Annotated in this window: 10 protein-coding genes, 15 tRNA genes and 2 pseudogenes; 25 read left to right on the top strand and 2 right to left on the bottom strand. The window is 35.8% G+C overall.

Annotation, left to right across the window (positions count from 1 at the left end; all coding sequences use genetic code 11):
* The first annotated feature begins 7 nt into the window (after window positions 1-7).
* The 15 genes from AC1TO6_RS20105 to AC1TO6_RS20175 all read left to right on the top strand — a co-directional run bounded on the left by AC1TO6_RS20105 (window position 8) and on the right by AC1TO6_RS20175 (window position 1601).
* A tRNA-Leu gene (locus AC1TO6_RS20105) sits at window positions 8-89 on the top strand.
* Between the two features lie 91 nt (window positions 90-180).
* Window positions 181-257, top strand: a tRNA-Arg gene (locus AC1TO6_RS20110).
* A gap of 26 nt (window positions 258-283) precedes the next feature.
* Window positions 284-360: transfer RNA gene (locus AC1TO6_RS20115), tRNA-Pro, on the top strand.
* Between the two features lie 116 nt (window positions 361-476).
* A tRNA-Ala gene (locus tag AC1TO6_RS20120) sits at window positions 477-552 on the top strand.
* Window positions 553-578: 26 nt separating this feature from the next.
* A tRNA-Met gene (locus AC1TO6_RS20125) sits at window positions 579-652 on the top strand.
* A 7-nt stretch (window positions 653-659) separates the two neighbouring features.
* Window positions 660-736, top strand: a tRNA-Ile gene (locus AC1TO6_RS20130).
* 17 nt (window positions 737-753) lie between these two features.
* Window positions 754-846: transfer RNA gene (locus AC1TO6_RS20135), tRNA-Ser, on the top strand.
* Between the two features lie 48 nt (window positions 847-894).
* Window positions 895-969: transfer RNA gene (locus AC1TO6_RS20140), tRNA-Met, on the top strand.
* Window positions 970-972: 3 nt separating this feature from the next.
* Window positions 973-1048, top strand: a tRNA-Asp gene (locus AC1TO6_RS20145).
* Window positions 1049-1109: 61 nt separating this feature from the next.
* A tRNA-Phe gene (locus AC1TO6_RS20150) sits at window positions 1110-1185 on the top strand.
* Window positions 1186-1192: 7 nt separating this feature from the next.
* Window positions 1193-1263 (top strand) — tRNA-Gly (locus AC1TO6_RS20155).
* Window positions 1264-1270: 7 nt separating this feature from the next.
* Window positions 1271-1347, top strand: a tRNA-Ile gene (locus AC1TO6_RS20160).
* 1 nt (window position 1348) lies between these two features.
* A tRNA-Asn gene (locus AC1TO6_RS20165) sits at window positions 1349-1423 on the top strand.
* A 7-nt stretch (window positions 1424-1430) separates the two neighbouring features.
* Window positions 1431-1521: transfer RNA gene (locus tag AC1TO6_RS20170), tRNA-Ser, on the top strand.
* Between the two features lie 8 nt (window positions 1522-1529).
* Window positions 1530-1601, top strand: a tRNA-Glu gene (locus tag AC1TO6_RS20175).
* Between the two features lie 733 nt (window positions 1602-2334).
* Here the strand turns inward: AC1TO6_RS20175 and AC1TO6_RS20180 are convergent.
* Window positions 2335-3783: pseudogene (locus AC1TO6_RS20180) on the bottom strand (RNA-guided endonuclease InsQ/TnpB family protein).
* Window positions 3784-4029: 246 nt separating this feature from the next.
* Between AC1TO6_RS20180 and sigY the strand changes: the two are divergent.
* From sigY to AC1TO6_RS20210, 6 genes and pseudogenes are all read left to right on the top strand, one after another.
* Window positions 4030-4560: an RNA polymerase sigma factor SigY gene (sigY, locus tag AC1TO6_RS20185; protein ID WP_482103376.1), complete on the top strand. Its 531-nt coding sequence runs from the start codon at window positions 4030-4032 to the stop codon at window positions 4558-4560.
* Window positions 4547-4891 carry a YxlC family protein gene (locus AC1TO6_RS20190; RefSeq protein WP_482103377.1) on the top strand — a complete coding sequence of 115 codons (345 nt, stop codon included), beginning with the start codon at window positions 4547-4549 and terminating at the stop codon, window positions 4889-4891. Before sigY ends, AC1TO6_RS20190 begins: the two co-directional genes overlap by 14 nt.
* Window positions 4892-5429: 538 nt before the next feature.
* Entirely contained in the window at window positions 5430-6221 is a 792-nt protein-coding gene (locus AC1TO6_RS20195; protein ID WP_482103378.1) for a CPBP family intramembrane glutamic endopeptidase, read from the top strand.
* 162 nt (window positions 6222-6383) lie between these two features.
* The gene (locus tag AC1TO6_RS20200; RefSeq protein ID WP_482103402.1) at window positions 6384-7370 is read left to right on the top strand and encodes a serine hydrolase domain-containing protein; all 987 of its coding nucleotides are present in this window, start codon (window positions 6384-6386) and stop codon (window positions 7368-7370) included.
* A gap of 177 nt (window positions 7371-7547) precedes the next feature.
* Window positions 7548-8065, top strand: a pseudogene (paiA, locus tag AC1TO6_RS20205) (spermidine/spermine N(1)-acetyltransferase).
* 21 nt (window positions 8066-8086) lie between these two features.
* The gene (locus AC1TO6_RS20210) at window positions 8087-8692 is read left to right on the top strand and encodes an FMN-binding negative transcriptional regulator (RefSeq protein WP_482103379.1); all 606 of its coding nucleotides are present in this window, start codon (window positions 8087-8089) and stop codon (window positions 8690-8692) included.
* A 369-nt stretch (window positions 8693-9061) separates the two neighbouring features.
* Here AC1TO6_RS20210 and AC1TO6_RS20215 read toward each other — a convergent pair whose 3' ends face one another.
* Window positions 9062-9238, bottom strand: a complete 177-nt coding sequence (locus AC1TO6_RS20215) for a hypothetical protein (RefSeq protein WP_482103380.1) — start codon at window positions 9236-9238, stop codon at window positions 9062-9064.
* A gap of 508 nt (window positions 9239-9746) precedes the next feature.
* Between AC1TO6_RS20215 and AC1TO6_RS20220 the strand changes: the two genes are divergently transcribed.
* From AC1TO6_RS20220 to AC1TO6_RS20235, 4 genes are all read left to right on the top strand, one after another.
* A complete protein-coding gene (locus tag AC1TO6_RS20220; protein ID WP_482103381.1) occupies window positions 9747-11471 on the top strand; it encodes a T7SS effector LXG polymorphic toxin in 1725 nt (574 codons plus the stop codon).
* Window positions 11472-11487: 16 nt separating this feature from the next.
* Window positions 11488-12018, top strand: a complete 531-nt coding sequence (locus AC1TO6_RS20225; RefSeq protein WP_482103382.1) for an ankyrin repeat domain-containing protein — start codon at window positions 11488-11490, stop codon at window positions 12016-12018.
* Entirely contained in the window at window positions 12015-12338 is a 324-nt protein-coding gene (locus AC1TO6_RS20230) for an immunity protein Imm33 domain-containing protein (RefSeq protein ID WP_482103383.1), read from the top strand. Before AC1TO6_RS20225 ends, AC1TO6_RS20230 begins: the two co-directional genes overlap by 4 nt.
* A 503-nt stretch (window positions 12339-12841) precedes the next feature.
* The gene (locus tag AC1TO6_RS20235) at window positions 12842-13639 is read left to right on the top strand and encodes a hypothetical protein (protein ID WP_482103384.1); all 798 of its coding nucleotides are present in this window, start codon (window positions 12842-12844) and stop codon (window positions 13637-13639) included.
* The last annotated feature ends 840 nt before the right edge of the window (window positions 13640-14479 follow it).

The raw sequence follows: 14479 nt of genomic DNA on the forward strand, positions 1-14479 counted from the left end.
ATATATTGCGGGTATGGCGGAACTGGCAGACGCGCTAGACTTAGGATCTAGTGCCTTCGGGCGTGGGGGTTCGACTCCCTTTACCCGCACTTATAATGCGAAACTGGCAGACATACAGGACTTAAATTCCTGCGGTCATGACTACCGGTTCTCGGCATAGATACTTAATTATACTTATATGCGCTCGTAGCTCAATTGGATAGAGCACCTGACTACGGATCAGGAGGTTGTGGATTCGACTTCTGCCGGGCGCACCATTATTTTTTATCAATTTATATATTATCGGGACGTAGCTCAGCTTGGTAGAGCACTTGGTTTGGGACCAAGGGGTCGTAGGTTCGAATCCTGTCTTCCCGACCATTAAACTTTTTAAGCAGTTCTATCGCTTAAAGAAGTTACCATTTTAAGCAGTTCCACCGCTTAAATAAGCTATCATCTTAAGTAGAGTTGTTACTTAATTAATTAACCCTTACATTGGGGCCTTAGCTCAGCTGGGAGAGCGCCTGCCTTGCACGCAGGAGGTCAGCGGTTCGATCCCGCTAGGCTCCACCAATTACAAAAACTATATATATTATCCTGGCGGCGTAGCTCAGCTGGCTAGAGCGTACGGTTCATACCCGTGAGGTCGGGGGTTCGATCCCCTCTGCCGCCATCTTAAGGGACCTTTAGCTCAGTTCGTTAGAGCATACGGCTCATAACCGTCTGGTCGCAGGTTCCAGTCCTGCAGAGTCCACCAATACTTTATATAATCACGGAGGTATACCCAAGCTCGGCTGAAGGGATCGGTCTTGAAAACCGACAGGGGAGTCAAATCCCGCGGGGGTTCGAATCCCTCTACCTCCTCCATTATCACTAAGTGGTGAAATGCATTTGAATAGTTACTCATATTGTTGTCGCGGGGTGGAGAAGTGGTATCTCGTCGGGCTCATAATCCGAAGGTCGCAGGTTCAAATCCTGCCCCCGCAACCAAATGGTCCCGTGGTGTAGCGGTTAACATGCCTGCCTGTCACGCAGGAGATCGCCGGTTCGATCCCGGTCGGGACCGCCATTTTTATTAGTATTATCATAGGGTTTAAGAAAAGTGAGAGCTTACTGTAAACCGAATATGTGGCTCAGTAGCTCAGTCGGTAGAGCAAAGGACTGAAAATCCTTGTGTCGGCGGTTCGATTCCGTCCTGAGCCACCATAATTATGCGAGTGTAGTTTAGTGGTAAAACCTCAGCCTTCCAAGCTGATGATGAGGGTTCGATTCCCTTCACTCGCTTCAAAGAGGGCCTATAGCTCAGCTGGTTAGAGCGCACGCCTGATAAGCGTGAGGTCGGTGGTTCGAGTCCACTTAGGCCCACCATTCCGCAGTAGCTCAGTGGTAGAGCAATCGGCTGTTAACCGATCGGTCGTAGGTTCGAGTCCTACCTGCGGAGCCATTTTTTTGGGGAAGTACTCAAGCGGCTCAAGAGGTGCCCCTGCTAAGGGCATAGATCGCGAAAGCGGTGCGAGGGTTCGAATCCCTCCTTCTCCGCCATATTCTTTGGCCCCTTGGTCAAGCGGTTAAGACACCGCCCTTTCACGGCGGTATCACGGGTTCGAATCCCGTAGGGGTCATAATAAAAAGCAGCTTTACTAGTTCATTGAGAACTAGTAAAGCTGCTTTTCGTTTGCTTCGAGACACGCCCGAAAAATGTTTTGGCATACCAGAAGAGATACTTACGCATTTTGAGTGATTTATATTAAAACCGATTTTTCCTATTCAGGAGATGTCGGTTTTTTGCATTCAAAAAGGTATTGAAGGGAGTTGGAAGAGGATCTATTGAAATATGAATATAGGGTTATTTTAAAACGCATTTACTTAGCAATCACTATGTATAAATACGTTTATCTACTTATTTAAAATACAAAATTCAGTCGTGGGAGATTCATGAGTGTTTTTTATCTTGTCGCTGAAATGTTAATTGTCGGATTCCCAATTTGTCTAATTGCTTTAGTATTTATAATGTTGCACTAACGGGGCAGCATTCCTGTTTGAAGGATATTCGGGGTCTTGAAAGAAAAAAAGCCCTCTAGTATGATGAGGGTGTCAACGACCATTGACCCATCATCAAACAAGGAGGACTTCTTTATGCGGTTTAAATGCAATGAAAAAATTAATCAAGTTAGTTAGTTAAAGAAGACATACTTAAACAAATCATGTAAGTAGTTTGATAATACTATAGTAATTAAAAAAGTACTCTGAACTCGTTGAATGAGCAACAATACCTTGGTTTTTAGTCAAATATATAACTTTCAAGTAAACTTAATGAACCTCCCACGACTGAAGTCACGGGTTTCAGGGTTGGTGCTATCGCACATTGACCACTTGAGGCTGGGAACACACAGCCGCTATACCGTTAGCGAATGCTTTCGGCACTACTTTTCTTAGGATGTTTGCTGCACCATTAACATCCGCATTTATTAAAAAAGTATTTTTAGTACGGTAAATACCGCGTTTTAATCTTTTTCCACTGAATATTTGTTTGACATTATTCCCCGATTTGTAGGTTGGAATAATGTCATCATCTAGAAAACTAGCCTGTGATGTGTAACTTTCTTCAGTTACAATCACCGAAATACCCTCGGCATTTGCTTTGTAAGTAATTAATTCTATTAGCAATGAGTGTGGCACTTGGACAAAGTTTTGATTGTTTCTTTTCCCTAATTCTATTTTTTGTTTCCAACCCACATTCTTGCCAATAACAATTGCATCAATGTTTCTTTCCACGGCTATTTTCACGATATTGAAACTAACTTTATGGAAAAAGTCTTTGATTTGTCTATGTCTTGCGAAATCTAATTTCACTAATTTTTCAGACTGGAAGTTTCCTTCTTTTGATTTCTTCCCGTTACGAAGAGCCGCGTAGTAGTAAGCGCGCATTTTGTTGTACCATTGGTTGATGGATTTAACTTTACCGCCTTTAAAAAGGACTGGAACGTGCTCTGTATTAAAAACTAGCGCTGCAATGTTATCAAGACCTAAATCGATACTCATGCATCGCTCCAATTTGAAGGATACTTGTTTTTTCCTCTCGATTAAAAACACTAATTCAACAGTAAAACAATTGTGCTTGGGTATGATTCTCACTTGTTAAAACTTACCGTTGAAATTTGCTAACTTACCAATATTTATTTTACTTTTGGTTTTTGGAAAGCTCAGGAATTTACCGTCTTTATTTTTGCAAATCTGATTCGAAAGAGTTGATTCTTTCCTGCTTCCTTTAGGTAGGTAACCAGGAATAGAAGGTCTTCCTGTATATTTTCCTGGGTTCTTTTTGAAGTCTTTCAAACTTGCGAAAAAACTAGTCCAATTTTGTACAACATTTCTAAGAACTTGTTGATTTATCTGACCTGGCAATGAATAATAGTCTGTTTGTTTAATTGTTTTAAATAGACAATCAAGAAAATTGTAACCTAAGAAGGATTTTTCTTTTGAAGGTAACTCAAATAGGTTTTCCTTTATTTCTTTTTGTTCGTCTTTCGGTTTCATTTGTTCTTTTTCTAATTTTTTGCTAAATGCTCCTTGTTGATTTGCATTCATTTTATCAATATTGTCACGAATTGTGTTCATTACTTCTATTTGTAAAGGCTGTAACACACCTACATTATTTAAAGCAGTGTATACCTGCCTGATAAAGAAATTTGTCGTGTTATATAGTTTATTACTATTTAGACAAAGTTCATCGAAATAAGTATACATTTTATGACCATTTTTAATATTGATTTGAAAAGTTCGATATTCTTTATTCGGCACCATAGTTTGTCACCTGCCTTCCTTAAGAATATTCTACCAAATGGAACATAGGTTTGCCCAGTGATGTTACTTTAGAACAAAAAAGGAAAGCCAATTCATCCCACGACTGAAGTCACGTGTGTTCTTGGCTTAATCATAAATACTAATAGGTGGCTAAATGTTTTTGTTGTGATTCTTTATTTTGAAAATGAACGATTTTCCCCAGTTAGTCGTATTACATATAGATTATTATTGTCTGGAGTAGATCTCATGGATGAAAAGGATTTAATTCGAAAGGCGAAAATAGGAGATACATTGGCTCTTTCGAAACTGTTACAACAGAATTATTCGTTCCTATTTAAGTATTTAATGAAAGCTACCCTTCATCCACAAATCGCAGAAGATTTAACACAAGAGACTATGATGAAGTGTATTGAAAAAATCCAACTGTATAATGGTGAATCCAAGTTTTCCTCATGGCTCATAACAATCGCAACAAACCTTTTTATCGATCAACAGCGTAGAAAGAAGCGGGAGATAAACTGGCTAGAGCAGGAACAAGCTCTCCGAAAAATGAAATGGATTGCAGCCAATATGAACGAAGAATGGACTGATGTACTTGATGTACTTGCTCAAATTAATGAAGAAATACGTATGCCAATCTTGTTAAAGCATTATTACGGATATTCATATAAGGAAATTGGGAAAATGATGGGTATTGCAGAAGGAACAGTAAAATCTCGAGTTTCAAATGGTCTAAAAAGTATACGAAAGGAGTTGGCTGAACTTGAAGGAGTATGATTCTAAAAATAGTAAATCTATGTTGGATGATGAAGATGAATTAACGGTTAAGCAATTAATAGATGGTTTAGAAAAACTGGATCAATGGAATCCAGTATCTACTCCACACTTACAATGGTTTCAACAGAATGTTGAATTAGAGAAAAAAAGAATACGAAAAAAACAATGGAAAGACCTCCTCACGTTTATGTCTGTTGCAGTATTTGTGCTTTCGGTTGTGATTGCTGTCGTTTATCGTCAGCCAATTCTTTTTCTATATTTTCAGCTTGTGGGGATTATCTTATTGCCCTTAGCTCTTAACAAAACTAGAAAGAAGGTCAGTAATGAATGAACTTAAACGAACTAAGTAGCACACCGCTTTGGTTATTGGTAGTGATTGCATTCATTCTGATTTGCCAGAGCTCATGGATGTTTTGGGATGCACAGATGAGGGGACACAATGCTTGGCTATGGGGCTTTTTAGGCCTTATTCAATTTCCAACGTATCTTATTATCTATCTTATTTTTGTAAGAAAAAAATTTAAAAGAAAAATCTCAGGAACAAATTCCTGAGATTTTTTTATTTATTTTTTCGTGAGTGAACGATTAGACGAACGTAATCGTATTAAGGGTAAGTAAACAATTTGGAGGAGGAAAAATGAATGAACTGTTAAATGGAATCCCATGGGGAGTGATTGCGCCAATTCTTGTCTTACAATTAATTCTAAGCTGTTTTCTGAGAGATTGTTGCTATTAGATGACATCTTTAACAATACGATAACTAAACTTGTAGAATATCTTGTCTTCGACGAAGATGTTTTCTATCGTTAACAGAGAAAACAAAAATTCATAATTTAATGACCTTTAAACTAAAATCAAGGAGGTTAGCTATGATAAAGCAAAAAAGTGTTAAAGGATTATTCATTTATCTCTTGGTTGGAATCATTGCAATTTTTTTCTCCATTCTTTTTGTACTATCGACAAATCGGACCCAATTAGAGCAATTGAGCGAAATGACGGGGTTCTCAGGACCGCCTGAAATGTTAGCCTTACTCTCCGTCATACCAAATTTTGTTTTATTTATAATTTTTCTTGTCATTGGATTTTTCATTGCTCATAAAGTGGGTTTAAAATCTGTGATTATTCACCCTCACGCTAGAGAAAAGCCAAAATCAGAGTGGATAAAAGGGATTAAACTAGCTATCATACTCGGTTTGATTGCAGCGGTCGTTTTGAGAGGTTTCGATTATCTTTTCCGACCGTTCTTACCAGATGGTTTAATAGAACTATTACGACCTTATAGTACGTTAGAATTTATAACAGCTTTACTCTACGGAGGAATTCTTGAAGAACTACTAACGCGTTTTGGGTTAATGAGCTTGTTAGTCTTTATTTTTTGGAAACTATTTGATCGAAAATCGGCAAAACCTTCTAACTGGGTCTTTATCGTTGCCATATTCATTAGCGCATTATTATTTGCATTAGGTCACTATGGCATAACCGCAAGTAATATAGAAATGACACCATTCATTTGGTTCCGAATGATTCTCCTAAATGGTTTACCTGGTTTCTTCTTTGGCTGGATTTATTGGAAGCACAATCTAGAACTTGCCATGCTTGCACATATGTTTGCACATATTGCTATGAATATACTAATGTTGATTTACTCCTTATTTATGTAAAAGTATCAGAAAAGTTACGTCCATTTACTAATAAATTGGATTAACTAATAAGGTTTCAGTCAAAATCGTTATTATAATGATTAACATGGGGGAGGTAAGCATATCGAAATTCAAAAACAAAAAGTCCGAAAAATTTTCGGAAACCTTACAAAAAAAAAGCAAATACATGAATCTGTTCTTCTCGTAGAAAATTCCAATGGAGATGTTTCATACAGCTTTGGGTACGGGGGGAAGAATATAGATACGCCATTCTTTATTGCAAGTATCACAAAGCTGTTCACAACCACTTGTATTTATATATTGAGAGAGCAGGGAAAACTGTCACTGGATGATGAAATAACAAGATATTTAAAAAAAGACACATTAAAGAACCTTCACGTATACAAAGGCCGAGAGTATTCTAATAGACTTACAATTTCGAACTTATTGTTTCATACAAGTGGATTGAGGGATGTGATTGAGGAGGGGAGCAATAAGTCGAAAAAACGTGCTATCCTTTATAAGGATGTGCAAATTGATTTTAATGAAACCCTATTAAAGACGAAGGAAATTAAACCACACTTTGCACCAGATATGGGAAAAAGAGCTCATTACGCAAATATAAACTTTGAAATTCTCGGAAAAATAATTGAAATAGTTACTAATTCAACATTGGAAGATGTGTATAGACAATTAATTTTTGATCCATTAGAACTTAAAAGTACTTATCTTCCGAAAGATGAGGATGATTTTATCCCGTATGTGTATTATAAGGACACTGCCTTATACCGTCCAAAATTACTTAGGAGCGTTCGCGCAAGTGGCGGTTGTGTTTCCACGGCTCGTGAATTAATGGTATTTATCAAGGCTTTTTTTAAAGGAAATCTATTTAATAATACTGTTTTTCATGAACTAAAAGTAAACAACAGATTGCAGGCTTCTATGCTTCCAATTCATTACGGTTCAGGATATATGAGAGTTCCACTAAATGGTCTTGCAACAATTTTTATGGGAAAAGGTGAGTTAATTGGTCATTCTGGTTCAACAGGTTCCTTTGCATTTTACTATCCCGAAAGTGACATGTTTTTTATTGGAGATGTCAATCAAATGGAAAACCCCTCGACTCCTGTACGGTTGGTGATGCGACTTGCCATGACTATAAAATCATGAAGATTAAAGTATCTTCCATTAAGCGCAATTTTTAAATAAAATCCTCTTTACTTATTGTGCTAACGGATGCTTTAGTAAAAGAAGAAAGGGTTCTATCTTTTTTAAAATTAGGTCTTGATAATTTTAGTTCAGTCGCCAAACGGCAAAAATACGCTCGTTGACGTCAGATATATTCAAATGGGTATAAATATAAAAAAGTGTATACTTGAAGATTCACGCGAACTTCAAGAAATTAGTCAAGAAACATTTATTGAGACATTTAAGCATCAAAATGCACCAGAAAATATGAATGCTTATTTTGAAAGAGCATTTAACTTAAAACAATTAGAAAAGAATTATCCAATCCTTCTTCGCACTTCTATTTTTGTTGTTTTAATAATGAAGTCGCTGGATATTTGAAGGTCAACACCGATAATGCTCAGTCGGAAGAAATGGACGTTGGATCACTTGAAATTGAGAGGATTTATATTAGGAGCAAATTTCAAAATCATGGGCTTGGTAAGTGCCTTCTAAATAAAGCGATGGAAATTGCGATAGAATGTAAGATAAATAAAATCTGGCTAGGTGTATGGGAAAAAAATGAAAAGGCTATTGCTTTTAATAAAAAAAGGGGGTTTGTTCAAACTGGAGCCCACTCTTTTTATATGGGTAATGAAGAACAAGTGGACTTTATAATGATCAATACGATCACATAACTGTTTTGAAAGGGGTTTACTATGTATATTCCTAAATATTTCAAAGTCAAAGATGCTGATAAAATTTGGGATTTTATTCAAAATAACTCTTTTGGCACGATTGTCACAACAGAACAAGGAAAACCAATTTCCACTCATTTGCCATTGCAGTTAATGAAGGAAGGAGATACTTACTATATAACAGGACATATGGCTTATGGGAATCCTCAGTGGAGAACACTCGAAACCTGTGAAGATGTACTGGTTATGTTTCAAGGACCACATGCTTATATCTCTTCTTCCTGGTATGAAAAGGAAAATGTTCCGACATGGAACTATCAAGCTGTACATGCATATGGTATAGCCAGCATTTTGGATGAAGAAGAGCTTAAACAGGACCTGGCAATGTTGCTTCAAAAATACGAAAAACACCGTGATAATCCAGTTTTATGGGATAATCTATCTCCTGAAGTTTTAGAACAACTAAAAGGGATTGTTGGATTTAAGATTAAAGTACATGAATTTCAAGCTGCTAATAAACTAAGTCAAAATCGTAATGAAAAAGACTATCATAACATTATTGAAAAGCTGAATGACGAAGAAGATTTAAATTCTCATCAATTAGCAGAAGTAATGAAAAATAGATAGTTTGTTAGTTAACTGTTTCAATGTAACGAGAAGGTTTAAGAAGGTACTTAAATTTATCTTGTGTTAGTTAAGCTAGACAGTTGCTTATGTTTTACCACAATCGGGTACGTATGTTTAATAAATATATCACGAAAATGTCCATTTTTAGGTCCGTTTTATTTGCAAAAACAGCCATGCAACAACTCTTAGTCGTTGCATGACACCCTGGCGAGTAAAACCCTAAAATAAATAATTATGGAAACGGCACAAACGCTTATTTCTCAAGGCTTTGGCATAGTGCTACGCGAATCCAATTTGGAAAAATACAGGCATAGATGTTTAAGTGTTAGAGCCTCCGGACGCGGGTTCGACTCCCGCCGTATCCATAGTTTAAACTGCCATAAACGCAGTCATATCAACGGTTTTGAAGACTAGAGATATTGAACGGGAGTTGAACTCTTGTTGAATATCCCTTTTCTGCTCCCTACGGTAAATTATCGCCTTCGTTGGCATAACCACAACATCACCACCAACCGCAAATACTCCATGTTTTCTACTTCTAGACATACAAAAAACCTCCCAATCAATGTGTGATTAGAAGGTCTATGAACCATGAAATATAAGTTTTTTAACAATGGTTGGATTTAGGAGAAATTTTGGAATAGCATTCATATCTCGGATCAAAATAAATAATATAGGCCAATTAAAAAACTCCCAAATTGCTACCAACGATAAGGAAGTATCAGAAAAATAAATATAGATTATTGTCGACAATAATTTATTCAGAGCGTGTACAGTCACTAACTGTATGTGATTTTTTTGATTGAACAAGGAGGACAATTATTAGTAAGTAGTATTGATGTTGCAGAGATGACTGGGAAACGATACGGAAACCTAATCCATTTTCACTTTTTTAATATTATAACTCCTTCCTTTGCACTCTCGCCAAAAATGGAATATAATAACTGTTTATAGATTACTAGAGGGGGAGAAGAATGTTCACCTGTGGGGTATTATTGTATACTAAAGAATATTGTGAAGTGGCTATTTTCAATCGATTGATGAGGCAATGCCTATGAAAATATTGGATGTAGATTTATTTCAGGATGGGCTGCAGCGCAACATTACTATGTTGGACAGGCTAAGCAGTGAAATGGAAGCGATCCACCATGCAGTGGAGGGGCTAGTTCAGATGGAGGAACAATTTAAAGGAGCGGGAGGTAGTGCAATCCGTTCCTTTTACCAGGAATGTCATTTACCATTTCTTCATTTTTTTCAGTTGTTTTCCGAACAGTTCAAACAAGTGCTCCACCAGATGGAGGCAGCACTTCATTCACTCGAACCTGATTCATCTGGGTATATAGTAGAACAATTCCTAGAGGGAGAGCTAGAACAGGGACTTACGCTTGTTGGTCGCCTCACCGCTAGTTTGACGGATGAGGCAAACAGTATCATGAATCAGGTGAGTGATATTGTCGGACTGCCCCACTTAGATGATAGCGGAGTGCAGGAGGGAGTCATTCGTTCTAAGAGAAAAAGTGATGATACCATCTCACAACTTTATGAATTTGATGCAACACAGACTTCCGTACTACATCCCATTGAACAAGATTTGCAGACGATGAAGACGTGGCTTACGGATATGGAGGGACTGTTCCAAGCAGGGGTCAGGGACATAAATTTCGTCCCGAGCCAATGGAATGTTCTGACGTTTAGAAGTGAAATAAGAACGGAACTGTTCCCAAAAGTGTACTTAAATCCATGGTTAATGGAACAGGAACAGCTGACCGGTACGATGATTACTGCCGCCACTTTTCAAACCCTTGAAGGGAAAAAAGTAACTACTATTGAAGAAAACGTAGAGGGAAATATAAAATATCATGAGTATAAAAATGGTTTACTCATTAAAGAGTATGTTGTAGGCCAAACAGTTTTCTATAAAGTTGTTTCCAAAGTTGAATATAAAGTAGAAGAGATCGTTAAAGTCGACAAACCGAAAGAAAACAAATTACTAGATTTTTTTCAGGTTGGATTAGATATTGTAGGGCTTGTACCTGTTATTGGTGAAGCAGCAGATGGCGTAAATGGTGTTATCTATGCGGCGAGAGGGGATGCATTAAATGCGACTCTTTCTTTTGGAGCGATGATTCCCGTTGCTGGCTGGGCAAGTACGGGTGGGAAATTAGCCTTAAAAGGTAACGATTTAAATCAAGTAAGTAAAGTGGTAAGTACAGAGAAGATGGAGTCCATCTATTCGCCAATTTACCAGGATGTCGTCAACAGTCCACTAGGCAAAACTCAAAATCAACTAGATATCTTATCTAACACTCATCACCAATTGGGTACGCCAAATGCCCATATATACAATTTGCCATCCGCAAAAACAGATATTCCTACGAGTATCAAAAGTGGAGATGTCGATGTTGAGACTGAAATAAAGAATGTTGATGTTAGGGCTAAGGGTAAAGCTGCTGAGGATGGTATTGCTTCTGAAAAACCATATAGTAAAAGCAGACCTAGTTATGGAAAAGGTCAAATTGATCAAGTATGGGGAAATGCAAAAGACCCTATTACTGAGAAAGTTTATGACCCAACAGGAGTAGAGATAATTTGGGATAAATCTAAACCAAGAAATGGTCAATGGGATATGGGGCATATACCAGGAGAAAAATATTCTGATATGCATGAGTTGTACATGAATGAGACTATTACAAAGAAAGAGTTCTTAGAGTGGTATAGAGATCCTCCAAACTATCGACCAGAATTACCTAGTACTAACCGAAGTCATAAGCATGAATGAGGGGATGATTGTATAAATGGATATTAATAAAGCTGATTATTGGACTATTATAAAGTTTGGAAGTCTTGAATTGTTTTTGGAGAAGCTAAGAATTGAGGAAAAACGTATTGAAGAGGTTGTAAATTCTATTGATAAAAATGGCATTAGTTTACTTGGGAAATCATTAATAAGTAGAAATTTTGATATAGCTAATTTTTTATTGGATAATAATGCAAAGGTTAATATAATTTCAAATGATGAATGTAATGAATGGCACTATTTAGCAGCAAATATTAATTATACAGGTGCGGTTGAATTGGCTTATAGGCTGGCTGATTTGGGTGTAGATTTGAATTTGAAAGATAAAAAATTTGGTAATTCTGCAATATGGTCTTTATGTCAAGAAGTATTAAAAAAACGAACAAAGGAAGGTAATGATTTAATCGTAAAATGTTTAGAAAAACGTCCGAATATTAATGATTTAAATAAATCTGGGTATTCATTAAAGTATTTAATTGAAGAACGTGGAACTGATGATATGAAAAAAGTCATGGAGGTGATTAGTTGAAAAAGAGTAGTGGATTAGGTGGTAGCGTTGTATCTAATAATATTTTACAAAATAAAGGGAAATTGAAATGGTGTATGAAAGAAAAACCAGTAAATGCTCTTGATAATGGGTGGAGATTTTTGTCGGATATAGATACAGACGAATATCTTGCCGATGCATCAAATATGTCAATTTGTGATTGGGGAACTATTATTGAGATAGAACCAGCAATAATGAATATATTTGATATGCCAATAGGGACAGATATCACCTTACTTAATGAAAATAATACAAAGTATTTTGTATATACTGAGTCAGGAGAAAAGGTAATATTTAAGTAGATATATATATATATATTTGTTAGTAGTCAGTAGATTTTATATCTACTGCTATTTATTGTAGAAATGAAAACCATATAGCCGAGTAATTTAGCTTCCTAACATTCAATCTAGTAGCAGAAACATTATCCACACGATATATATGTATAGAATAAAATCAGTAACTGGAAAACTTGTGATGCACAATTGCTTTGGTTATCTATTTGTTTAGGTTTCGTATTACTTGCTTAGCTAGAAGTGGTATGCTCATTGATTCGGATTGTGCTAATAAATCAGCACCTATAACATCAATTATGAGATGTTGAAAAATTATTCTTAAACTATCGCAGCAGGTTAGTGAAATAATTGTTGGATTTTTTGAAGAGCTATCACCTAACATTCATTTATGGATAGGGACTTGTTTCTTTGATGATCAAAATCGGTGAACAGTGGTGATGGATATCGTGCAACTTATGTATTATAATGGTATAATTAACCATATTTTTTTTTGCTGAAGGGTGAATTTAATGACTAGTGATGATAGTAAATTAATAAAGTTGGATAAAAAAATATTTATTCCAATTCCTGAGAGTTTAATAATTACATACGAGCTACCGAATGAATTTAATGACGGAATACTAGAAAGTGTAGCTAAAAAAATGGGGGAGAATGGCTGGACGATTCCGTTCTTCTTAAAAGTTTCAAGTACAGAAAAAATTTATGAGGAAGAAAATTTTGATGAATTTTTCATAGAATTTTATAGTGATAATGAAAGCCATAGATTTAACGAATTAGTAACTAAATTACTTTCAATAGATGAAGTTAATGATTATACAGAAGCTATCGAACAATGCGTAAAAGCTCATAAAGACTCTAATTATATACTTTCAATAAACACACTGATGCCAATTTTAGAAGGTTTGTTATCCAAATTCCACCAAAATAAAAACAACGTAAAAATGATAATGGTTTGCAAAAAGATGCTTGATATTTATACTTCTCAAAATCAAAGGATGGAGAGATTCCTTTGGACATCGGTATTGCACTTTGTTACTACCTTATATAAAAAGTCGGATTTCTCAGAACGATCCCCAGATGTATTGAATAGACACTGGATTCTACATGGACGAACTTCTTTTAGCAATAATGAAGCGGATTCATTAAGATTATTTAATGCTGTATCTACAGTGGCAGAATTAACTAAGATTGGAAATAAAGATGATACTAGCCTAAATGCAGTACAATTTTTAGAGTTAATCGAGGACGAGACTCAACGTGAAACTATGAGACAAGTGCTACTTGACATTATGAAAAAAAATAAATAAATGGATATATTGTCGGTCAATCGAAAAGAAGTAGGTTTTAACCAGCTTAAATAAAAAGCTGATCTTTCTGTTTATCAATCATGTTCTCGGATGAATGACAAAGAGTAATTGACCCCAGCAAAATTATGTAATTTTGTTAAAGGGTTCAAGGCGAACTTTATAATTCTAGAGGCATATTCAAACTGTTTGTAAGTTGGTGAAAAATACAAGAAACGTATCATATTGAGGTTTTACATGAATAACTAAAATTTTAAATGAAAACTTAAAGATATTGGAAAGAGATACTAAACTACTGGGTGCTTTAGTGAAAGAAGAATTAATTGTTTTTAAGGTTCAGATCATATTTTAATTATTCCATTATAGGGCGCTTTTCTTGAATAAGAAGGCCTCCTTTTAATATGCTTCTCCTTATACATTAAGTGATTATATTTAGTTAAGAAAAAAGATTGTAAGTTTTTTCACTTAAACTAAAGGGAGCGTTAGTGAAATAAGGATTTCAAATAATTATATTATTGATTTTTATTTAAAAAATATATTTATATAATAAATAAGTCGAACCGCTCATAACACTGATTATGGGCGGTTTAACTGATCTATAATGTTTTTTTTGAATGATTTCATCGTACGAAGTGTCGAAGCAGAAGGGGGCATTTTTTCTATTTGAGCGAACATGTATAATGTTATTAATTGGGATGTATTTAACTGAAGGAGTTGTTTATTTTGGAGGACAGGCTACATCTACTTAGAAGACTATACACGAATTAGTCATAGAAAACTGCTGAAATAGAACAAAGCAGTTGGGGTGCTATGATGTACATATTATAGCAAAGATTCATGCTA

Source organism: Sporosarcina sp. Y352 (assembly GCF_056786535.1).

Bases quoted from the DNA above. Each gene is read 5' to 3' on its own strand.
- sigY (WP_482103376.1), top strand. From the start codon at position 4,030: ATGGATGAAAAGGATTTAATTCGAAAGGCGAAAATAGGAGATACATTG.
- AC1TO6_RS20195 (WP_482103378.1), top strand. From the start codon at position 5,430: ATGATAAAGCAAAAAAGTGTTAAAGGATTATTCATTTATCTCTTGGTT.
- AC1TO6_RS20210 (WP_482103379.1), top strand. From the start codon at position 8,087: ATGTATATTCCTAAATATTTCAAAGTCAAAGATGCTGATAAAATTTGG.
- AC1TO6_RS20215 (WP_482103380.1), bottom strand. From the start codon at position 9,238: ATGTCTAGAAGTAGAAAACATGGAGTATTTGCGGTTGGTGGTGATGTT.
- AC1TO6_RS20220 (WP_482103381.1), top strand. From the start codon at position 9,747: ATGAAAATATTGGATGTAGATTTATTTCAGGATGGGCTGCAGCGCAAC.
- AC1TO6_RS20225 (WP_482103382.1), top strand. From the start codon at position 11,488: ATGGATATTAATAAAGCTGATTATTGGACTATTATAAAGTTTGGAAGT.
- AC1TO6_RS20235 (WP_482103384.1), top strand. From the start codon at position 12,842: ATGACTAGTGATGATAGTAAATTAATAAAGTTGGATAAAAAAATATTT.